Annotated in this window: 21 protein-coding genes, 1 tRNA gene and 2 pseudogenes; 12 read left to right on the forward strand and 12 right to left on the reverse strand. The window is 38.9% G+C overall.

Translation table 11 applies throughout. The annotated features are described in order from the left end of the window. Positions 1-71: 71 nt before the first annotated feature. The 4 genes and pseudogenes from SLP02_RS26470 to SLP02_RS26475 all read right to left on the reverse strand — a co-directional run. A pseudogene (locus tag SLP02_RS26470) lies at positions 72-229 on the reverse strand (NAD(P)(+) transhydrogenase (Re/Si-specific) subunit beta); the annotation flags it as partial. A gap of 69 nt (positions 230-298) precedes the next feature. Beyond that, the gene (locus SLP02_RS03800) at positions 299-721 is read right to left on the reverse strand and encodes a DUF29 family protein (RefSeq protein WP_319419322.1); all 423 of its coding nucleotides are present in this window, start codon (positions 719-721) and stop codon (positions 299-301) included. 22 nt (positions 722-743) lie between these two features. Continuing rightward, on the reverse strand, positions 744-1,322 hold the full coding sequence (locus SLP02_RS03805) for a Uma2 family endonuclease (RefSeq protein WP_319419323.1): 579 nt from the start codon (positions 1,320-1,322) through the stop codon (positions 744-746). 30 nt (positions 1,323-1,352) lie between these two features. After that, a pseudogene (locus tag SLP02_RS26475) lies at positions 1,353-1,532 on the reverse strand (response regulator transcription factor); the annotation flags it as partial. A gap of 92 nt (positions 1,533-1,624) precedes the next feature. On the opposite strand from SLP02_RS26475, the gene SLP02_RS03815 reads away from it, so the two are divergent. The 5 genes from SLP02_RS03815 to SLP02_RS03835 all read left to right on the forward strand — a co-directional run bounded on the left by SLP02_RS03815 (position 1,625) and on the right by SLP02_RS03835 (position 4,644). Then, entirely contained in the window at positions 1,625-1,750 is a 126-nt protein-coding gene (locus SLP02_RS03815; RefSeq protein ID WP_319419324.1) for a hypothetical protein, read from the forward strand. A gap of 88 nt (positions 1,751-1,838) precedes the next feature. Next, positions 1,839-2,585: a hypothetical protein gene (locus tag SLP02_RS03820; protein WP_319419325.1), complete on the forward strand. Its 747-nt coding sequence runs from the start codon at positions 1,839-1,841 to the stop codon at positions 2,583-2,585. 121 nt (positions 2,586-2,706) lie between these two features. Beyond that, a complete protein-coding gene (locus SLP02_RS03825; RefSeq protein WP_319419326.1) occupies positions 2,707-3,039 on the forward strand; it encodes a hypothetical protein in 333 nt (110 codons plus the stop codon). A gap of 308 nt (positions 3,040-3,347) precedes the next feature. Further along, positions 3,348-4,043: a ribulose-phosphate 3-epimerase gene (gene rpe, locus SLP02_RS03830; protein ID WP_319419327.1), complete on the forward strand. Its 696-nt coding sequence runs from the start codon at positions 3,348-3,350 to the stop codon at positions 4,041-4,043. Positions 4,044-4,155: 112 nt separating this feature from the next. After that, positions 4,156-4,644 carry a TIGR00725 family protein gene (locus SLP02_RS03835; protein WP_319419328.1) on the forward strand — a complete coding sequence of 163 codons (489 nt, stop codon included), beginning with the start codon at positions 4,156-4,158 and terminating at the stop codon, positions 4,642-4,644. 170 nt (positions 4,645-4,814) lie between these two features. On the opposite strand, the gene SLP02_RS03840 is transcribed toward SLP02_RS03835, so the two are convergent. The 4 genes from SLP02_RS03840 to purL form a co-directional block, all read right to left on the reverse strand. Further along, positions 4,815-6,344, reverse strand: coding sequence for a group II intron reverse transcriptase/maturase (locus SLP02_RS03840; RefSeq protein ID WP_413467320.1), 1,530 nt, complete (start codon positions 6,342-6,344; stop codon positions 4,815-4,817). A gap of 585 nt (positions 6,345-6,929) precedes the next feature. Next, positions 6,930-7,643 (reverse strand): class I SAM-dependent methyltransferase, encoded by a 714-nt coding sequence (locus tag SLP02_RS03845; protein ID WP_319419330.1) that lies wholly within the window; start codon positions 7,641-7,643, stop codon positions 6,930-6,932. Between the two features lie 348 nt (positions 7,644-7,991). Further along, complete coding sequence (gene purF / locus SLP02_RS03850) at positions 7,992-9,485, reverse strand: amidophosphoribosyltransferase (protein ID WP_319419331.1); 1,494 nt, start codon at positions 9,483-9,485, stop codon at positions 7,992-7,994. Between the two features lie 265 nt (positions 9,486-9,750). Further along, a complete protein-coding gene (gene purL, locus SLP02_RS03855) occupies positions 9,751-12,072 on the reverse strand; it encodes a phosphoribosylformylglycinamidine synthase subunit PurL (RefSeq protein WP_319419332.1) in 2,322 nt (773 codons plus the stop codon). A gap of 347 nt (positions 12,073-12,419) precedes the next feature. Here purL and SLP02_RS03860 point away from each other — a divergent pair. From SLP02_RS03860 to SLP02_RS03880, 5 genes are all read left to right on the forward strand, one after another. Continuing rightward, a tRNA-Pro gene (locus tag SLP02_RS03860) sits at positions 12,420-12,493 on the forward strand. 298 nt (positions 12,494-12,791) lie between these two features. Beyond that, positions 12,792-13,574, forward strand: coding sequence for a Tic22 family protein (locus SLP02_RS03865; RefSeq protein ID WP_319419333.1), 783 nt, complete (start codon positions 12,792-12,794; stop codon positions 13,572-13,574). A gap of 6 nt (positions 13,575-13,580) precedes the next feature. Further along, the gene (gene prmC / locus SLP02_RS03870) at positions 13,581-14,468 is read left to right on the forward strand and encodes a peptide chain release factor N(5)-glutamine methyltransferase (RefSeq protein WP_319419334.1); all 888 of its coding nucleotides are present in this window, start codon (positions 13,581-13,583) and stop codon (positions 14,466-14,468) included. A 42-nt stretch (positions 14,469-14,510) separates the two neighbouring features. After that, on the forward strand, positions 14,511-15,110 hold the full coding sequence (locus SLP02_RS03875) for an L-threonylcarbamoyladenylate synthase (protein ID WP_319419335.1): 600 nt from the start codon (positions 14,511-14,513) through the stop codon (positions 15,108-15,110). A 142-nt stretch (positions 15,111-15,252) separates the two neighbouring features. Continuing rightward, on the forward strand, positions 15,253-16,038 hold the full coding sequence (locus SLP02_RS03880; RefSeq protein WP_319419336.1) for a sensor histidine kinase: 786 nt from the start codon (positions 15,253-15,255) through the stop codon (positions 16,036-16,038). A 351-nt stretch (positions 16,039-16,389) separates the two neighbouring features. On the opposite strand, the gene SLP02_RS03885 is transcribed toward SLP02_RS03880, so the two are convergent. From SLP02_RS03885 to hemJ, 4 genes are all read right to left on the reverse strand, one after another. Then, the gene (locus SLP02_RS03885; protein WP_319419337.1) at positions 16,390-16,551 is read right to left on the reverse strand and encodes a hypothetical protein; all 162 of its coding nucleotides are present in this window, start codon (positions 16,549-16,551) and stop codon (positions 16,390-16,392) included. A gap of 78 nt (positions 16,552-16,629) precedes the next feature. Next, complete coding sequence (gene folB, locus SLP02_RS03890) at positions 16,630-16,989, reverse strand: dihydroneopterin aldolase (protein ID WP_319419338.1); 360 nt, start codon at positions 16,987-16,989, stop codon at positions 16,630-16,632. A 34-nt stretch (positions 16,990-17,023) separates the two neighbouring features. Next, entirely contained in the window at positions 17,024-18,172 is a 1,149-nt protein-coding gene (gene recF / locus SLP02_RS03895; RefSeq protein ID WP_319419339.1) for a DNA replication/repair protein RecF, read from the reverse strand. 79 nt (positions 18,173-18,251) lie between these two features. Then, on the reverse strand, positions 18,252-18,836 hold the full coding sequence (hemJ, locus tag SLP02_RS03900) for a protoporphyrinogen oxidase HemJ (protein ID WP_319419340.1): 585 nt from the start codon (positions 18,834-18,836) through the stop codon (positions 18,252-18,254). Positions 18,837-18,965: 129 nt separating this feature from the next. On the opposite strand from hemJ, the gene SLP02_RS03905 reads away from it, so the two are divergent. Further along, positions 18,966-19,187 carry a hypothetical protein gene (locus SLP02_RS03905; RefSeq protein WP_319419341.1) on the forward strand — a complete coding sequence of 74 codons (222 nt, stop codon included), beginning with the start codon at positions 18,966-18,968 and terminating at the stop codon, positions 19,185-19,187. Positions 19,188-19,487: 300 nt separating this feature from the next. Next, complete coding sequence (gene psaK / locus SLP02_RS03910; protein WP_319419342.1) at positions 19,488-19,751, forward strand: photosystem I reaction center subunit PsaK; 264 nt, start codon at positions 19,488-19,490, stop codon at positions 19,749-19,751. Positions 19,752-19,878 lie beyond the last annotated feature (127 nt).

Genomic DNA, 19,878 nt, shown 5'->3' on the forward strand with positions numbered 1-19,878 from the left:
TCTCTAAGTTTTAGCGTCTCTGCGTACAATAAAAATTTTCCCTAAAAACTTAGGAGGAATTAAAAACAACTCAAATCAAATTTAGATAAATCATCATTGATTTCGTCCATCTCTAAAACGATATCGTCGGCTATATTAGCCTCTGCAAGCAATACGTTCATTTGTCCAGAGGCATTTTTTCTGCTGCGGGGTGGATACCAAAATGGACTTGTTTACCCTGCTTGCGCAGAATCTACTGAATCAAAGTATCTTTCATTTGGTAATATTTTTTACTACAACAAGCTAAAGTATTACGTACCTATTTGTAAATCAAGCTCATTGCTTTCTCAATAATCTGATTTTTATCAGCCACTGTATCAAGTTGATCGACCGTATATTTTCCTTCAAATGCTTCGTAGCTTGCCTCTTCAATTGCATCTGTATAAGCTTCATGAAGCATCTGAGATATTGTCTCAGATTCAGCATAATGCCCACCGCTTCTACGTCTTTTATTCGTCTTGTTAATTCCCTTGACTGAATTAGAAACAGATCTATTCCCAGAAGACGTAGTTCGCTTTTCAACAGACTGTTTAATCAGGTGCATAAGTAAGATTATCATGTAGCTTTCAATCTTATTCAGTTTATCCTCTACAGACATTTCCTCTAGTTCATTGATGATTGACAAAGCACCTTGGTAGTCTTGATTTTCTACTTTTTTCCTAAGCTCTAATAATTCATCCATAACTATATCCCTACGTTCTAGCTTATTTTGTATCGTTAAAATCAACGCCAGTATAGATTTCAGATAATTCTAATTTCAAATCTAACGAACCCAATTGAATCAAAGCATCTTCCGTTTCATATTCAGACAATAACCATTTTCCTGCTTCTGTCTTGGTGTATTGTATGACATGGTATTTCTGCTGAGAAATTAAAATATATTCTTCCATTTCAGGAATAGAACGATAATAAGTAAACTTATCTCCCTGATCGTAGTTTTGGGTTGATGGGGATAAAACTTCTGTAATCATCACAGGATTTGTTACCGTAGTTGTGCCTCTATCGGCATAAATAGGTTCTCCTTTAATTAGCATTACATCAGGGTAAGTATATAAACGATAGCGAGGTATCCATAGACGCACATCAACCATGTAAACACGATAATTTTGCTTTTTTAAACTAAATCTAAGATTAGTTACTAGATTTAGGCTAATTTCATTGTGATTAGTCGTTCCTCCTGTCATGGGAATAATCTCTCCATCGCGGTATTCGCTTTTGTATTCTGCTTGTTCTTCTAACTGCAAATATTCTTCAGGGGTGTAGGTACGAGCTTGTAACTGCATAATGAGAAAAAAGTTTTATTTCTTTTAATTTTAGTCTCGAAGTTGCATCACCATTTCTATGCGAGAGCTAACTTCTAATTTCCGAAACATTTTTTTCTAAGCTTATTTAACTGTGTTGTGACTAATCCATAATTTTTGGCTAATCTCGACATTAGTTAGACCTTGAGCAATTAAATGAGCAATCTGCATTTCTCGCTTAGTGAGTAATTCAATAAGCTTATCCAGGCGCAAACATCTACTTAAACGGCGAACTAACAGTAGATTTCCCCGAAGATGTCAAGATACCTATTGAACCTAATCAGATGACTACTGCTGTTTTGAGTGAGAGTAGTTTGAAGTTTAGTTATTGTAGTTTGGATAAAGCGATCGCACTTTTGAAAGAGCAGTATGCAGTTGGGACGGTAGAAGTGAGAATAGTTAATAGCTAATTTGCGGAGTTTGTAGAGGTTAGCATGGTGCGATCTAGAACATTGAATAACGTGTAGAAAATTTCCAAATAATATTATTGTGCAGAGAATGAACGAGCTATACGCCTGTTACGAAAGAATGGTCAATTTGCTTGGAACGGATGCTGAACCTTTTGAATCAGTTGAGCTTGTTGAGCAATATCGTCAATTTTGGCGACCAGATAATGTGCGCGTTGTAATACTAGCCGAATCTCACGTATTCACTTCAGATGACGATCGAAAGTACCGAATTCGAGAAATAGATGGGTTATCAGGTTGTCCAACGCAATATGCTAGGTTTGTATATTGTCTTGCCTATGGTGAAAATTCATTGACGGAAGGAAGTAGTCATCCATGCAAAAGAGATGGAACTCCGCAGTTTTGGAAGATATTTTTCAGTTGCGAAAATGAAATTTCATCACGAGAATCCTTCGCCCCTATTCTCAAACGTAATAACCCGATAGATCAAAGAATCCGAAATAAAGTTGAATTACTACAATCTTTGCAGGCTCATGGGGTATGGCTTGTAGATGTAAGCATTATGGCTTTGTATAACAAGGGCAAAAAACTGTCAAATAAGGCTATGAATCAAGCTATTAGAGTTTCTTGGTCAAATTATACTAGAAGGGTCATTGAAGAATCCCAGCCCAACCATGTAATAGTAGTGGGTAAAGGGGTTGCAAAAGTTGTAGAATCAGAACTTGCCGAAATTATGAACCAAAGCTACTCCGTTATTGAACAGCCAAATGCACATTTATCGGCAGAAAAACACTTAAATAATTTCAAAACTTACAGATCAATAATTAGCCAAATTTAAAACAACGATCGCCTTTCCAGAACTCAGATTGCACCAAATATAAACTAACTCTGCTCAAAAACCATCAGCTATTGGGAACAATAGAACTAAAGAAGTTCCACGCAATCGAGGTTTTGGGTAGATGAAGAGGGTTAGTAAATTAGTTATCTATGGACTGGTAATAGTCGACATGGCGATCGCCAACTCTTCAAAACTCCAGCAGTCAGAGTCGAGGATTGCCCTGATTGACGAGAGACTAGCTGTTACAGAAGAGAGAATCGACTATACCAGTAAGAAGAAGTGGACTAACTATATCTCTACAAATACAGACTTGTTGGCAGCTAAGGCAAAGTTAGAAAGGCAACAAGAAGAGAAACTAAAGATTGAAGATAAAGTATTAAGTCTTCTCTTAGATTACGAAGCTGCCAACCGCCAACTTAAACTACTCACATCAAACTTAGAAACTTTAGAATAGCCAAGGGAAGTAATAATAATTGGCTATAAGTTTGAGCAGGGTACTACAAATCAAATATTAGGTATGGAGGTAAGGCGATCGCGCCTTGTTCTAAATCTTTCCAAAAGGCTTTTCATATGGTTCTCTTGCAAAAAATTTAAGTTGGTTAGTTTGAATATTGTGGTCTATTTATTTGAAACCCGTTGTAAGTAAATAAAATACATTAGCATAGCTTACAGTTTGTTCCAGGGAAAAGATGATATTTTATTGGCTAAATAGATGAATTTTTGTTACACTCGTTACAAAACCTCACACCCTAAAAATAAATTATGTCTAATAAGAAAACTGTTATTTCTCCCTCAATTTTATCAGCAGATTTTAGCCGCCTAGGCGCAGAAATCGAAGCTGTAGACAAAGCTGGTGCTGATTGGATTCATATTGATGTTATGGACGGTAGATTTGTACCTAACATTACTATTGGTCCAATGATTGTTAAAGCTGTTCGTCCTCTTACTAAAAAGCCTTTGGACGTGCATCTAATGATTGTTGAACCAGAAAAGTATGTCGAAGATTTTGCTAAAGCTGGTGCGGATATTATCTCCGTTCATGCAGAACACAACGCCTCTCCTCACCTGCATCGCACTTTAGGACAAATCCGCGAACTAGGTAAGCAAGCTGGAGTAGTATTAAATCCTGGTACTCCTTTATCTTTGATCGAACACGTTCTTCCTCTTTGCGATCTAGTCTTGATTATGAGCGTCAATCCTGGTTTTGGTGGTCAAAGCTTTATTGAAGAAATGGTAAGTAAAATAGCTCAATTACGTCAAATGTGCGACGAAAAAGGCTTAGATCCTTGGATCGAAGTTGACGGTGGAATAAAGCCTAATAATGCTTGGCAGGTTATAGATGCTGGTGCTAATGCGATTGTAGCTGGCTCTGCCGTATTCAAAGCTGCTGACTATGCTGAGGCTATCGAAGGTATTCGCAATAGTAAGCGTACTCAGCCTGAATTGGCTACTGCTTAAACTTTATTAAGTAAGTCGATCGATAGAGGTTCACGATCAAGGAGAAAATGAACCTCTCTTTCTAGCGATCGCTTTAACCTCGGCGGATATTGTCCATTAATCAGCAAATTTAATGAGCAAAGTTGTCATTGGGGTTATGGGTGCAGGGAATGCAGCCACTCCACAAGATCTTGAACTAGCTTATCAGTTAGGTAAATTAGTTGCTAAACAAGGTTGGGTGCTGCTCACTGGAGGGAGAAAAGCAGGGGTGATGGACGCAGCGAGTGGTGGTGCCAAAGCTGCTGGGGGATTAGTAGTAGGAATTTTGCCAAGTAATAATACGGTAGGAATGTCGGAGGCTGTAGATATTCCCATTGTCACTGATTTAGGTAATGGACGAAATAATATTAATGTGTTGTCTTCCAACGTCGTAATTGCCTGTGGCATGAGTTTAGGAACTGCATCAGAAGTAGCCTTGGCTTTAAAAAACCTTAAGCCAGTAATTTTATTAAATCAAAGTAAATCAACCTATCAGTTTTTTGCTGAATTAGCATCTGAGCGAGTTTTTCGAGTCGAAACTGCGAGTCAAGCGATCGCTTTGGTCAAAGAGCTTCTGAAATGACTAAAATACGATAACCAGCATCATATTCGGCTTGCTGTTGTAGATAGCCATATTTTTGTAACCAAGTACCGCTATTAATATCTGGTAGAGTCGAGGGGAGCTATTACGCTCCGCCCCTCTCTTTTAGATCTGTACGTGCGACTTTCACCGCATACGGCTCCCGAATATCTTTAGTCTTTCCGACCTTTGCCCATGTGTGTATAGTGGTGACAGCTTCTGTGATTGGCGATTAGATTCTCCCTGTCCCAGTTGTTGTGATTACCATCAATATGATGTAATTCTACTTTTTCTCCGTAGAGAAATTTCAATCCACAATATCCACATGAATGATTTTGTTTTCTAAGCGTGCTTGCTATTGCTCCGTCGTAATATTTACTGTTTCTCTTTGCCCAGTAGTTTATGTCTCCATCAAAAGGAGTCTTTTCTCCTTTGACGTTGACAAATTTGTTCTCTGAGTAACTAACAGTTGGGAAGGCGTTTTTGACCATTTTGACTGCTTTATAGCGGTTTATAGATTTTTGTTTTAAGAACACTTTGAATGTTCTTTGGGATAATCTCCCTAAATTGAATCTTGAACCGTCCATCTTGCAGAATTTATGGTAATTGCGCCATCCCCTAACGACAGGCGCTAGCTTTGACACTTTTGTTTCCGCATCATAGTTAGAGTTGTTGACGATGTATTTAACTTTGTTACGAAAAGCTTTGAAGTTGTCCACTGATGGGATGCTCCTAAACTTGCCGTTTTTTTGGACGTAAAATTTCCATCCAAGAAAGTCAAAACCATCTGTCGAAGCCGTTACTTTGGTCTTCTTTTGGTTAACTTCCATTCCTCGTTTGGCAAGAAATTCTTCAACTTTGGCAAGTATTTGTTCTGCACTATCTTCTGGTTTTAGTATGAAAACCATGTCATCCGCATAACGAGTACACTTAGATGTCCTTTGTTCCCCAATTAGTTCTATGCCGTTCAAAGCAATGTTAGCCAATAATGGGCTTACAACTCCACCTTGCGGTGTACCTTGATTGGGAAACTGTGGGTTAACTCCGATTTTAAGACATCGACGTATTCCGTCTATAATAAAATCGGGAGCAATAACTATGTCTAAGATGGATTTATGACTTATGCGGTCAAAGCATTTAGAGATGTCTATTTCTAGAACTCTCTTTTTAATTCCGTTGCTTTTGCTTCTTAGATTGTTGAACAGGTTTTTTTGGGCGTCATGTGTGCCTCGTCCTGGTCTAAACCCGTAGCTTCGAGCATGGAACGTTGCTTCGTGTGCTGGTTCTAGAGCATATTTCAGTAAACATTGATATGCTCTATCGGCTATTGTTGGTATTTTCAGTATTCGCTTGCTGCCATCCTTTTTAGGAATGGGTATCTCGCGAAGTCCCTGGTGTACCCAAGTTTTGTAGTTCTTTCTTAGAGTTTCCTCTAAGTCAAACCTTTCCTTGAATGACAATAATTTCTTGCCATCAATTCCAGCCGTTTTCTTTCCTGTGTTTAGTTGAGTTACTTGTCTAATTGCTAGCATCCTTGCTGAACGAGAAGATAGAATCAACTTCTGTAGACTTTTAGCCTTAGCTTTGTCTCCTTCTCTAGTTGCTTTGTATATTCTCCTTTGGAGGCGAAATAATACTTTCTGAAATCCCTTCCAGTCGGCAAATTTCCAGTTATCGCTATAACTTATGCTATGCGTCATAATTATTACCTTCTTAGTTGAACATTGTTCTGATATCCTTGAGGCGCGGAAAGCAAAGCTTTCCCAGTCGTCGAAGACGACGATCTGAGTGCTTCGCACTCTGCACGCCTCATCCTACCCTCTGCTTGGTTTTCCGCTACTCGTCTAGCCTATTCAGGTTTTCGATTCCTGAAACCAAGTATCAGAGTTTTTATTCGTTCCGATGGTTAGATTGACTGATGTTTTAGGGCGGTTCAATTTGTCTATTACCTTCTCAGAGAAGTAGCTTGTCAACCACAAACGCTACGAGAATAGGCGGTAATAAAGTCCATATTTGTTGTTCAGATTATGGCTCCAAATTAAGACATTTTCCTAGAACCTGTTTACCCATGACATCTCCCTATTAGCGGTAGTGTGGCTATCTGTTTTGCCTCTAATTCCGCCCTGCTGCACGCTTTACCCTGTAGGATTCCGAGCCTACTCAGTAGTGCCAGATAAGGAGTCATCTATCTCTTAGATGGGGGGACTTTAACCTCCATCCAACTATCAGTTCAGGTTACATACAGTTTTCTCCCTGTCATCACCTGGAAGCTTCTATTTCTCTAATTTCTAGAGTTTCGCGGCTTCAACGAATCGCACATGATTTGATTTATGTATGCCTGCTTGTAACTCATCAGGAAGCATTTTAGAGAAAGAAGAAATACCGTTGCGTACTTCTGGATCTAAATAAATTTCTGGTTGACACCAACCAGCAGCAGCAAAGCGATCGCTTAAATCTTGAGGTAACAAAAAAGGGATTACCTCTACTTGCTTATGAGTAATCTGCCTAATCTGCGTAGCAATATCTTGTGTACTAGGAAAAGTGGCTAAGGTATCCTGAATAAAGTAGGGAAAATATTCTGTAAGCCAAAAATCAGGAATTTTACTTTGTTCAAACGCAAAAATGACTATTCTTCCCTTACCTACAAGCCGATTGATTTCTTTAATACTCGCTGCAATATCTTGAAAGTGATGCAGTGCTAACATAACTATTGCCCCATCAACAGAATTGTCAGCTAAAGGAATTTGTTCGGCAGCAGCAGTTATCCATTTAACCTTTTTGTGAGGTTGTGCTTGAGCCTGCATAACTGCCGATGGCTCGATGGCAATTACTGAATAACCCTGACTAGCGATCGCATCACTATAATTTCCCGTACCTGCACCAACATCAGCAATTGTTGTTTTTAAGGGTAAATTTAGCAGAGTAATTAATCTCTCAACAATTCTAGGATCTGGCTGACGGGTGTGGTTATATCCTTGACCAATAGAATTATATAAAGTCATTTAATCTCTGGGCGTTGCTGATTTAGGTAATGACCTACAAAATATTACTGTTCGTAGCTCTTAGCTCTTAGCTCTTAGCTTTTAGCTTCTTGGCGCAGTCGCTCTTTGTACGGCGCGTTTTCTGTAGGAAGCTTCCCACAGAAAAGCCGCCTTTGGAAACCAACACCGCAAGCGTGGAATAAGCTTCTTAAACAGAAGCATTTCCGCTTGCAAAGACCGCGCTGCACCGCTTTTAGCTTTTGGGTATTCTTTAAGTTCCGAATAAGTAAACAAAAAATTTATATAGCATTACAATCGAGCAACGCTAATTTCTAGGTAAGTTACCTCAATAAAAACTATCAGCTAAACTCAAACTTTTGTTTCTTCTAACATCAACTTAGAACGTCTAATATCTTCGGGAATAGATACGGGATAGTCTCCTGTAAAACAAGCTGAACAGAAATTTTCGGTGTTTTCTTGAGTTGCTTCGAGCATTCCTGACCAACTTAAATAAGCCAGGGTATCTACACCGATCCGTTCTTCAATTTCTTTGACAGACTTAGTTGCAGCAATAAGCTGATTTTGGTTATCTGTATCAATGCCATAAAAACAGGGGTGAGTCACAGGAGGAGAAGAGATTCTCATATGAACTTCAGTTGCGCCTGCATCTCTAAGAGTTTTGACAATTTTCTTGCTGGTTGTACCTCTAACTATAGAATCATCCACAATAATAATTCTTTTACCCTGTAAAGCATCTTTGAGGGTATTTAGCTTCATACGGATGCCAGCCTCGCGCATACTTTGGGTAGGCTGGATAAAGGTACGCCCTACATAGCGATTTTTAATCAACCCTTCACCATAAGTAAGCCCAGATTCACGGGAAAACCCGATCGCTGCTGGAATACCTGAGTCAGGCACACCAATAACTAAATCGGCATCGACAAAGGATTCTCTTGCTAGCTGTCTACCTAAGCGAATACGATAGCTATATAGCGTTTCATTGTGCATGACGCTATCAGGACGAGCAAAATAAATCATTTCAAAAATACAAAGCTTTTTCTCTACTTCTTCTGCCCAATAAACTGATTTTAAACCAGAATCGGTGATCCAAACTAGTTCTCCAGGATTTACGTCTCGCACGTATTCCGCACCAATAATATCTAGACCACAGGTTTCTGAAGATAGTACATAGCGATCGCTTGCGCCCTTTTCTCCTGATAAAACACCAATTACCAACGGACGAATCCCATTGCGATCGCGCGCGCCCATTAGACCCGCGGGAGTGGCAATAGTTAAGCTGTATGCGCCTATACACAGTTTAAAGGCACTAATAGCAGCCTGTAACCAATCTTTGCCCTTGTCAACCTCATCAGCCAAGGTCAAGGCAATCATTTCTGAATCGGTAGAGGTAATAAAGCTGGCATCTCTCTCGATCAAGTGTTTTCTAAGTTCTACGGCATTAACCAAATTACCATTATGAGCCAAAGCTAACTTGCCCAGTCTAGTATCTAAAACAACGGGTTGAGCATTCTCTTTTAAGCTAGAGCCTGTAGTTGAGTAGCGAGTGTGACCAACAGCAATTTCTCCAGGTAGCTGCTCTAAGATCTCTTCATTGAATACTTGAGATACCAGACCCATATCTTTATGGCAGTAAATATCTCCTTTATTTAAGGTGGCGATACCTGCTGATTCTTGTCCCCGATGTTGTAGAGCATACAAACCAAAATAGGTGAGTTTAGCCACTTCTAATGCTTTATCTGGGGCATATACCCCAAAAACACCACAGGCTTCTTCTGGTTTGTCTTCACGCTGATTACTCATTAGAGAATCTTCTGTCCAATCGAAAGACTGTTGTGGCATCATGCTCTTGACTTGCTCCTATTTGGCGGTAAATAAGTATTTGAAATGGTTGTTGATGTTTTTCACATCTTTTAGCCTGACCGCTTCGAGAAATAATTGTAGTTGTGTTAAGGCCCGATTATAAATTTTAGAACAATTGACTTTTCTATTTAAGAAACTGTAACCAGAAATAAAACTGCCTTTATTCCTAGCAAGTTACGTCGTTATGTCGCTATAATGATTGATTAGAAGATTTTAACTTTAAATCTTTGAATATAGTAATTAGGTACTAAAAAGCTAACCTAGTTTCTATTGCCTGTTTCCAGGTAGTAGATAGTATATTGATCCTAACATTAATTAACGTAAGATTATCATCAGTTAAAATGTTTAAATCTGAATTAGATTGATTTACCATCCCGATCTTTGTCCAGCGATCGCTAAAATTATCAGTTAAGTGTGCCTCCCAAGCCTTAACCATCTCAGGATTAACCGATACCACAATTTGGCTAGCAACTTCGCCAAATAGCACTTCATCTAAGCGTTGGGAATTAGATACAGGGACAGTAACAGTTGCACCTAAGTTTTTACCGATACAGGCTTCTGCCAAGGCAACTGCCAAGCCACCTTCTGCAAGATCGTGAGCCGAGCGAATCCATTTTTGGCGTATTCCATGACGACAAGCTGCTTGAACTTTACGCTCTAATTCAAAATCAACTACAGGGGGTTTTCCCGCTACCGTCTGATGAATGGCAGCCAAATATTCTGATGCGCCTAAAGTTGGTTCAAGATTGCCGAGTAAGTAAATAATATCGCCTTCGTGTTGCCAAGCTTGCCCACAGATTTTAGTAATATCAGGTATCAAACCCACCATACCAATTACGGGAGTGGGATATATAGGCTGAGGATTTCCTTGAGAATCAAGTGTCTCATTGTAAAGAGAAACATTTCCACCAGTGACGGGAGTAGACATTTCTCGGCAAGCATCCGCCACACCATGACAGGCATTAGCTAGCTGCCAATAACCTACTGGTTTTTCTGGACTACCAAAGTTAAGGTTGTCCGTAACTGCTATCGGTTCGGCACCAACACAGCTTAAATTACGGGCAGCTTCAGCCACGGCAGCTTTTGTCCCTTCATAGGGGTCTAAATATACATAGCGAGGATTGCAGTCGGTGGTGGCAGCTACGCCAATAGTGCAGTCTTCTGGTTTGGCATCTAGAGGACGAATTCTAATTACCGCTGCGTCTGCTCCGCCTGGTAAAAGAATCGTGTTATTTTGTACCTGATGGTCATATTGGCGATATACCCATTGCTTAGAAGCGATAGTGGGTGTATCTAGCAGTTGCAGTAGAATTTCATTCCAGGTTTTGTATGTTCCCTGCACGTCTATACCCTGATAATCGCACCCAGGTAAGCTATCAGCAGTCCATTTGGCAGCTTCTTTTGCATAAGCAGGAGGTTCAGTTAGTAATTCACGTTTGTAGATAGGAGTATCATCAGCTAAAGCAGTAGCAGTTACTTCTGCTGCTATGTCCCCTTGGTATAAGATTCTGACTACTGGCTCTTCGATTACCGAACCTGCAACCACCGCCTGAAGCTCCCAACGATGGAAAATATCGATTAACTCTTGTTCTCGTCCTTTTTCGGCGACAAATAGCATCCTTTCCTGAGATTCTGACAATAAATATTCATAAGGAGTCATGCCTGTTTCTCTAGCAGGGATTTTATCCAAATCCAATTCAATGCCCACACCACCTTTATCTGCCATCTCCGAAGTCGAACAGGTTAATCCCGCTGCACCCATATCCTGTGCTGCAACCACCGCACCCGTTTTAAAAGCTTCTAAACAAGCTTCGACTAAAGACTTTTCTAAAAAAGGATCCCCTACCTGTACCGCAGGGCGGTTATCCAGAGAATTGTCAGTTAGTTCAGAACTGGCAAAACTCGCTCCTCCCATGCCGTCTCGACCAGTGGTTGAGCCAACATATAATACAGGATTACCAATGCCTGATGCTCCAGACTTGACAATTTCATCAGTTTCCATCAGACCTAATGCCATGGCGTTGACTAAAGGATTGCCCGTATAAGCTCGATCAAAATAGATCTCTCCGCCTACGGTTGGTACGCCGATGCAGTTGCCATAGTGAGATATACCTTCGACTACGCCCTGAAATATACGTCTGGTGCGAGCATCTTCTAAGTTACCGAAGCGCAGAGAATTGAGGATAGCAATGGGACGCGCACCCATCGTAAAGATGTCTCGTAAAATTCCGCCTACTCCTGTGGCTGCACCTTGAAAAGGCTCGACTGCTGAAGGGTGATTATGAGATTCAATTTTAAAAGCTAGCTGTAAACCATTACCAAGATCTACTACTCCTGCGTTTTCTCCTGGTCCGACTAAAACTCTTTTGCCTGTTGTGGGAAACTGACTTAATAACGGTCGAGAATTTTTATAACAGCAGTGTTCAGACCACATAACCCCAAACATTCCTAATTCTGCTTTGTTGGGATGACGAGCTAAGCGATTGACAATTTCTTGGTATTCTTCTGGTTTAATCCCTTCGGCAGCGATTTCGCCCAGACTAAAAGGAGTAGATCTCATCTCAGACATAAATATCTTTAGACAAATGACACAGGGTTAATTGTATCTAGATCTCGGTATGGCGATCAAGATTTTTTTACAGCTTTGGTAGTCAAGATTTAGTTTTTATCACCTGACTAGAGTATTTAAAAGCCTACATCACTTACATTCTGCTTAAGTAAATCTGATTCTATATTTGTTGGCTTTGATATTTATAGAAACCTTGCCAATACTTACTTTTGATTGATTTCCTGAAAACATGGATAACGCCCAGATTTTGCCTAGAAAAACCAATTTATTGATGTAGAAATGTGTTAATCTAATTAAGTTGATAAGAAACTGGAACGTATTTAGGTCGTTGTAAGTCTTATTTGTCACGGGATGTAGCGCAGCTTGGTAGCGCGCCTGCTTTGGGAGCAGGATGTCGCAGGTTCGAATCCTGTCATCCCGATTTAGAATTAGAATTCTTAGGAATATTGATAATTGCTAGAAAGAATTGAGGCATTTATCCAATATTTTATAATTATAGTCCAAGATGAAAATTGTATTTACTTGTATAGTGTAGTGAAAATAGTAATTTATCTTTTTTCAGATAATCATTTCATTATTGATTGATAATTTTTAAAAATAAATATAATTAATAAATATAGGCAAATCAGGTAAGCATAATAGCTACTTGGTTATCCAGTAATTCACAATTTTCTATACATAATGTGTAGGCGGTAATTGGTATAATGAAACATAAAGCTATGAGCAAACTATTGGTCCGTTGGTGTACAACTTTGGGAATAGCAGGAAGTGCTTTTTTAGGTTCGGCAATAGCAGGTAATATGGCAGCACTGGCTTTACCTGAAGCGGAAGTATTACAAAAATTAAATCCTGTTCCTGTATTTACAATAGCTGATGAACAAGGTGCGCCTTTAGTCGCATCAGGTGAAGGTAACGATAAAGGTAAAGTAGCAGGGGTTTTTATTAGCCAAAATGATGCTAATCAATTTGTTAACCAGTTAAAAACAAAAAACCCAGAATTGGCAAGTAAGGTCAAAGTTGTTCCTGTCTCATTAGGAGAAGTACACAAATTAGGTCAATCTTCTCAAAGCCAAGAAAATGCTTTAGAATTTCATTACGTTCCTCAAGAGGAAGCAGTCAATTCGGCTAAAACCATTGGCGAAGCTAATAAACAGCCATATCAGGGTGGAGTGCCTTTATTTGTGGCAAAAGGTGGAGAGGACAAGGGTTATTTAACCATTGAAAAAGACTCTCAACAGGTAATTCCTTTCTTCTTCGATAAACAACAGCTAGAAGAGATGGTTGCCAAGTTTAAACAGCAAAAGCCTGATGTAGCTGCTAGCGTAAATATTGAGGTTGTTCCCTTGGAAGGGGTGATTCAAACTTTAGAAACTAGTGAAGACAAAATGTTAGAGAAAATTGTTTTAGTTCCTTCTGCTGAATCAATTGAGTTTCTCCAAAATGCATCTGTGCAACCCGCACCTAGCGCAGCACCCGCTCCTGAGGCAGTACCCGCAAAATAATTAAAATTGAACCTTATTGCTGGCGAAAAATTATATTATTGGTATCAACAGGCAAAAGAAGCTGCGATCGCCTGTAATATTGACCAAAGTGAGGTTGATTGGCTATTACAAACACTTACTAGTTTAAGCGGTATTTCTCTACGCTTAGGTTCTTGGCAAAATCTACCAGAAATTAAAAGCACTAAATCTTTATCAGAGCTAAAGCAGCTTTGGCAGCAGCGTCTTCAAGAAAATCTACCAGTTCAATATCTGGCGGAAACTGTTTTTTGGAGACGTTTTCAATTAAAAGTTACCCCTGCCGTTTTGATTCCTCGCCCTGAAACTGAATTGATTATCGATCTTGCTGTTGAAGCAGCCAAATCAAATAAGCATTTTTTGGCAACACATTGGGTAGATTTGGGGACAGGTAGCGGTGCGATCGCCTTGGGACTAGCAGATATTTTTCCCCAAGCAACTATTCATGCTGTGGATTTAAGCCAGGATGCTTTAAATATCGCTCAGGAGAATGCAAATAATTTAAAGTTAGCAAATATTAATTTTTATCATGGTAGCTGGTGGAGTCCTTTGGAGTTTCTCAAAGGTAAAGTTAGAGGAATGGTTTCTAACCCGCCTTATATTCCGACAGGTCAATTGTCTCAATTACAAATAGAAGTTGCTAAACACGAGCCTCGCTTGGCTCTCGACGGCGGTGGAGATGGTTTGGATGATATTCGTCATTTAATTACAACTGCTCCCGAATATTTGGTTTCTGGGGGGGTTTGGTTAATTGAAATTATGCTTGGTCAGTCGGATCTAGTTGTTGAACTTCTTGAACAACAGAGAGAATATTATGATATTAAAATATCTTCCGATCTTAATGGCATTGAGCGTTTTGTCTTGGCATATCGACGGTGAATAGGTAAGTAGTTAAGGGCGAACGTACATTAATAGTCAATAATGGTTAAGGTTTCTCAAACGGAATTAATTCAAGGAGCGATCGCGGGTAGAGCCGTTAGTTTTCCTACGGATACAGTACCTGCATTAGCAAGCAAGCCAGAGCAAGCCAAGCTTATTTTTCAACTCAAGCAACGTCCTGATTCTAAACCGTTAATTTTGATGGGAGCATCGATCGCTGAGTTATTGAGCTATACGGTTTATACTTCTGAGGAGTTAGCAGTTTGGCGAAAGTTAATCGATCAATATTTGCCTGGAGCGTTAACTCTGATTTTGCCCGCCTCACCTAAAGTACCTGCGGTAATTAACCCAACCAATTCTAATACAGTTGGGATTCGGATTCCTAAGCATCCTGTAGCTCTAGAAATACTAAAAGAAACTGGTGTTTTGGCTACCAGTAGTGCTAATCTTTCTGGAAATGATGCTTTGACTACAATGGAAGCTATAAATCAGGAGTTTCCTGCTGTTTTGGTTTTAGAAGGTGCTGATTTAAGCTCAAAAACCAAAATAGCTAGTGGACTTCCTTCAACAATTGTTTGCTGGCAGAATCAAAAATGGCAGATTTTACGTCAAGGAAGCGTGACTATTAAATCCTTGAATTAACACATAACGTTATTTAAAGCTATGCTAAATTAACAAAAGTATATTACGGATAACCATTAGCAGTTAAGATCATTAGTAGGCGTGGAATTGTTAATTCTAGTGCATAATAGTTGGCTTGACTAAAGAATCCATCTTTTGAATTATGAACGAAATTGATGAGCTAAAGGAAGAACTTAAACAGGCGCAGCTTGCTTATCAAATGGCAGCACAAATGAGCCAATTTAAGGCGGGTTTTTTAGCTCGAACTTCCCATGAATTGCGATCGCCTCTAAGCAGCATGATTGGGTTACATCAGTTGATTCTCTCAGATCTTTGCGAAAGCCCAGAAGAACAAAAAGAATTTATTGCTCAAGCCTATCAATCTGCACTAAAGTTACTCAAGCTAATCGATGAAATTGTAGCTGTATCCAAAACCGAATATGGCAGCAATCAATTAAACTTAGAATCTTTGCAGCTAGCAGAAATATTTAGCGAAATTAAGCGTTTAACTCATCTTCAAGCAGCTAACTACAATTTAAAATTAGAAATTGTTGCTCCCGATCCTACTATTACAGTATATGCAGATCGCGATCGCCTGATTCAATTAATTTTTAACTTGATTGATAGTGGCATTGCTTTTATGAACACAGGGAGAATTAAAGTTTCAACAACCAAGGTTACATCTGAGACGGTTACTGTTGAAATAGATCTAGAATGTCCGATTACTTTATGGCAAGAACAAAAAGGTATTGAAGCAAATTTTGATAGCAGCAACTTAACAGAAATACGACAGTTTCTGCAAGAGATTAGCTTATCTGCCAACATGAAGCTGTTGCTATCTCAAACATTATTAGAAACTATGGGGGGAAGTTTAAAATTGCTAGATCTTTCTGAGCAAAATAAGCAACAGCCATTAACTCGTATAGTTTTAACCTGCAAAAAAAGTTAGGGATTTAATTTAAAAGGGAAAAGGTTATTAAGCAAATTACCAACATTTGACTAATAATTCTTTTCCCTTATCTGGTTAACAATTGTTTAAGGAGAAAGTTTTTTCTCAAAATAAAAAAATTGAATTTTTGACAATAGATACTTAAGACCGATGATTAGTCTTTTGAGGGTATTCTTGTTCCCAGCATTTTCTAAACAAGGTAATTTGATATAAATACCAAAAATGCTTAACATTCCAAATAGAATACTTGTGAAAAAGCTGCTGATTAAAATATTGCCAAATTAAATTAGTTGTAAGTTTTATCTTTCTGTTCATCGACACAAATTCCTTTATTAATAATTTAAATTGATTTTAAGGTTGAGAAATGGTGGCATTTCCCAAACTCAAAATAGCTAATAGCGTGAAAAAGACAATACAGTCGGCGGAAACCTTCGTGTCTTCTATGCTTAATCGGCTTGTTGAATCATCTTCTATTATTAATTTGCCCAATTGAATAGCAATCTTTATGCTCACAAATGCCTAAAAATAATAACCTACATACTACCAATTAAGTATTGTTACTAATTGTCAAAAAGTAATTTTTCTGTATAGTTAAGTTAAACTTCGAGTGACATCTAAAGTTATCTTGCCACCAAAATCAGGAATTGGTGCTGCGGGTTTAGAGAGTTTGACGCGAACCTGATTGACTTTCTCTAAGCTTAATAGTTTATCGGCGATCGCACTAATTAACTTTTCAACTAGATCAAACTTAGCAGTGGTAATTTGCGACTTGACCATGGCGATCGCTTCTCGATAGTCCACAGTATCTTTAATATCGTCGCTGTGACCTGCGGTGGCTAAATCTACCCAGAGAGTTAAATCCACCTCAAACCACTGTCCTAAAACTCTTTCTTCGGGTAAATAACCTACATAACCATAGGCACGAATACCATTTACTTGAATTGAATCCATTTTTGATTACTGATTACTAATTTTTAACTTTGATTTAATTCAGCAAAACCTCACTTATTTTTCCTGCTTCGACAGATAAGATTTGGGAGCCTTTTATCCAATCATAATTAAAGCTATCAATATGGGTAGTGGTAATCATGGTTTGAAAGCGATCGCCAATTGCTGCTAAAAGTTGCTTTTGACGATTAGGATCGAGTTCGGCTAAGACATCATCCAAAAGCAACAAAGGTGGTTCACCAATGACTTCTTCAATTAGCTTTAATTCTGCTAATTTCAAAGCCAATACGAGAGTACGTTGCTGTCCTTGAGAACCATAATAGCGAGCAGGTGTCTGATTAATAATAAAATCTATTTCATCGCGGTGTGTGCCTACAACCGTCTTGCCTTGAAACTGCTCTGCAACACGACGTAGCTCAATTTTAGCTAAAAAAGCCTGTTGTACTCTTATAGGTTCATCTTCTGTCCATTCCACATTAGGAAGATAGTTGATCTCTAAGCGTTCAGTTTCCCCACTGATGCGTTGATGCCAAGATTGAGCAAGAGGTGCTAGTCTGGCGATCACCCTAGCGCGTCTACGAGCAATTCTAGAGCCTGCTGCTGCTAACTGTTTATCCCATAATCTAAGTTGAGGTTCATAAGCATCAATAAATCCTGTTGACTCATCTTGTCTAATGGCACGCATTTTTTTGAGCAGAGCGTTACGCTGTCGTAATATCTGGTTATACTCTTGTAAAATACTGGCATATATTGGTTCAAGTTGAATCAATAAGCCATCAATCCAGTTACGGCGAGTATCTGGCGCACCTCTAACTAAATCCAAATCTAGGCTAGAAAACTGTACTGCATTAAGTACACCCAGAAAATCTAACTGACGACGCAAAGATTCTCTATTTAGAGCAACAGTTCGTTTCCCTTGTTTGCGAAAAATAATGCTTAGTTCACTAGTTCCATAAGCACGTTCTAGAGTAGCTTCAATTTGCCCAGCAGTGGCAGTATCTAAAACAAATTCGCGATCGCGAATGGTACGATGACTCTTAAGACTGGCGAGTAATTCTACTGCTTCTAATAAATTGGATTTTCCCTGGGCATTATTGCCAACTAAAATAGTTTTTCTGGCGGTAAATTCTATCTGGCGATCAACATAATTCCGAAATGAGCGCAGATGCAGTCTTCTTAAAAACATTAATTAACAAATAAAGATGAGAGAAGCAGCAATTAGTAATTAATAATCAACAGATTTATTTTTCCTCATCCCTCATCCTTTATCCTTTTAAAGCCACCTCTGGTTGCTCTGCTTGAGCTAACTTTTCTTTATCTTGACGACGTTTTTTAGCATAAAGCTGGATACTCGCCACCATAGCCAATACCAAACCTGCTATTAGCCAAGTAGTCAAATCTAAAGGCAAATTATTTTTAAATACTGCCAAAAGAACGATTAAAACTAAAAGTATTGTCGGTGCTTCATTTAAAGCTCTAAACTGTTGTCCTGACCATTGACATTCTCCAGCAGCCAATTGCTTCATTATCCGCTTGCAGAAAAAATGATAGCCAATCAGCAAAAGCACAAAAGTTAATTTAATATGCAGCCAAGTAGATTTAAGGATTTCTGGTTCAGTAGAAATTAAGCCGATCGCCATGACTACAGTTACAATCATTCCTGGGGTGGTAATGATGCCGTAAAGACGCTTTTCCATTAGCTCGTACTGTTTGGTAAGAATGCTACGAGCAGGTTCGCTTTCTTGCTCTGCTTCTGCGTGATAAACAAACAGTCGCACCAGATAAAATAAGCCTGCAAACCACACCACTACACCAATTAGGTGAAATGCTTTAAACCAGTAATAAGCCATAAAAAATATCTCGATCAAAATTATTCCGTCTGTATGTGAGTGTATATTTTTCTCACGGTACAAATCACTACTACGCAATAAAATTTTAAAGACGATCAAAATAGAATGAGATAGCGGGACTGGCCAGATTTGAACTGGCGACCTAGCGCTTCAGATTGGTGTGAGTTTCCTCACTCTCTGGACTATCCCTTCACCTTGGGTAAGCTACCTTTAGGCGGTGGCCGTTATGTTGTAGGCATAGTTAAGATAAATTTAGATCTTTATACTTTCCTGATTTTAGACCTACAACCAGTCTCTGCACCTTCTCTACCAGGAACTATAGAGCTTGGCTCAAGATTACCGTGGTTGTAAATAACTACAACTTTAGGCTTCCTTGAATTTGACCACATTCATGAATGAAGTTTCCTTCATCATGCCCGATTTTTCAGGAGGCGCTTGCTCTATCCTACTGAGCCACAGCCCCTAGCTTATCTCAATCTAAACATAAACTAGGATCAAAAGCTAAATTGGAAAACTCTATTTTTGTATATAAAACTTTACTTGATTAATAAATATTGCAACATCGATTAATACTTACTGTTAACTAAAGGAATAAAATTATTATCGATTCAGCAAAGATAAACAAATAAACAATATAAGGAGAAAATTACTTTGACTTATTTAACATTATTAGCAGCAACAGTACCTAACACCGTATCCTGGAGTCCTAAAGTGGCTATTGTGATGATTGTTTGTAATATAGCTGCGATCGCCTTTGGTAGATTTACCATCAAAAATAAAAGTGTTGGGCCAGCCTTGCCTTCTCCAGCCTTATTTGGCGGCATGGGACTACCTGCACTCTTAGGTGCTACTAGTTTTGGTCATGTTTTAGGCGCAGGGGTAATTTTAGGCTTGGCTAATGCCGGCGCACTTTAATCAAAGTTAAAAATAATTTTATTAGGAGCTAGTAATTTTACTAGCTCCTGATTTTTTGTAATGACCCAAGTAGCTAGGCAGAATTAAATATAAAAAGTAAAATGCTTCAAATGATAATTACCTATTT

It is taken from the genome of Pleurocapsa sp. FMAR1, assembly GCF_963665995.1.
Lineage (GTDB): Bacteria > Cyanobacteriota > Cyanobacteriia > Cyanobacteriales > Xenococcaceae > Waterburya.

Bases quoted from the DNA above. Each gene is read 5' to 3' on its own strand.
- rpe (WP_319419327.1), top strand. From the start codon at position 3,348: ATGTCTAATAAGAAAACTGTTATTTCTCCCTCAATTTTATCAGCAGAT.
- hemJ (WP_319419340.1), bottom strand. From the start codon at position 18,836: ATGGCTTATTACTGGTTTAAAGCATTTCACCTAATTGGTGTAGTGGTG.
- folB (WP_319419338.1), bottom strand. From the start codon at position 16,989: ATGGATTCAATTCAAGTAAATGGTATTCGTGCCTATGGTTATGTAGGT.
- SLP02_RS03820 (WP_319419325.1), top strand. From the start codon at position 1,839: ATGAACGAGCTATACGCCTGTTACGAAAGAATGGTCAATTTGCTTGGA.
- SLP02_RS03835 (WP_319419328.1), top strand. From the start codon at position 4,156: ATGAGCAAAGTTGTCATTGGGGTTATGGGTGCAGGGAATGCAGCCACT.
- SLP02_RS03825 (WP_319419326.1), top strand. From the start codon at position 2,707: ATGAAGAGGGTTAGTAAATTAGTTATCTATGGACTGGTAATAGTCGAC.
- SLP02_RS03805 (WP_319419323.1), bottom strand. From the start codon at position 1,322: ATGCAGTTACAAGCTCGTACCTACACCCCTGAAGAATATTTGCAGTTA.
- SLP02_RS03865 (WP_319419333.1), top strand. From the start codon at position 12,792: ATGAGCAAACTATTGGTCCGTTGGTGTACAACTTTGGGAATAGCAGGA.
- purL (WP_319419332.1), bottom strand. From the start codon at position 12,072: ATGTCTGAGATGAGATCTACTCCTTTTAGTCTGGGCGAAATCGCTGCC.
- SLP02_RS03880 (WP_319419336.1), top strand. From the start codon at position 15,253: ATGAACGAAATTGATGAGCTAAAGGAAGAACTTAAACAGGCGCAGCTT.
- recF (WP_319419339.1), bottom strand. From the start codon at position 18,172: ATGTTTTTAAGAAGACTGCATCTGCGCTCATTTCGGAATTATGTTGAT.
- SLP02_RS03800 (WP_319419322.1), bottom strand. From the start codon at position 721: ATGGATGAATTATTAGAGCTTAGGAAAAAAGTAGAAAATCAAGACTAC.
- SLP02_RS03815 (WP_319419324.1), top strand. From the start codon at position 1,625: ATGACTACTGCTGTTTTGAGTGAGAGTAGTTTGAAGTTTAGTTATTGT.
- SLP02_RS03875 (WP_319419335.1), top strand. From the start codon at position 14,511: ATGGTTAAGGTTTCTCAAACGGAATTAATTCAAGGAGCGATCGCGGGT.
- purF (WP_319419331.1), bottom strand. From the start codon at position 9,485: ATGATGCCACAACAGTCTTTCGATTGGACAGAAGATTCTCTAATGAGT.
- SLP02_RS03845 (WP_319419330.1), bottom strand. From the start codon at position 7,643: ATGACTTTATATAATTCTATTGGTCAAGGATATAACCACACCCGTCAG.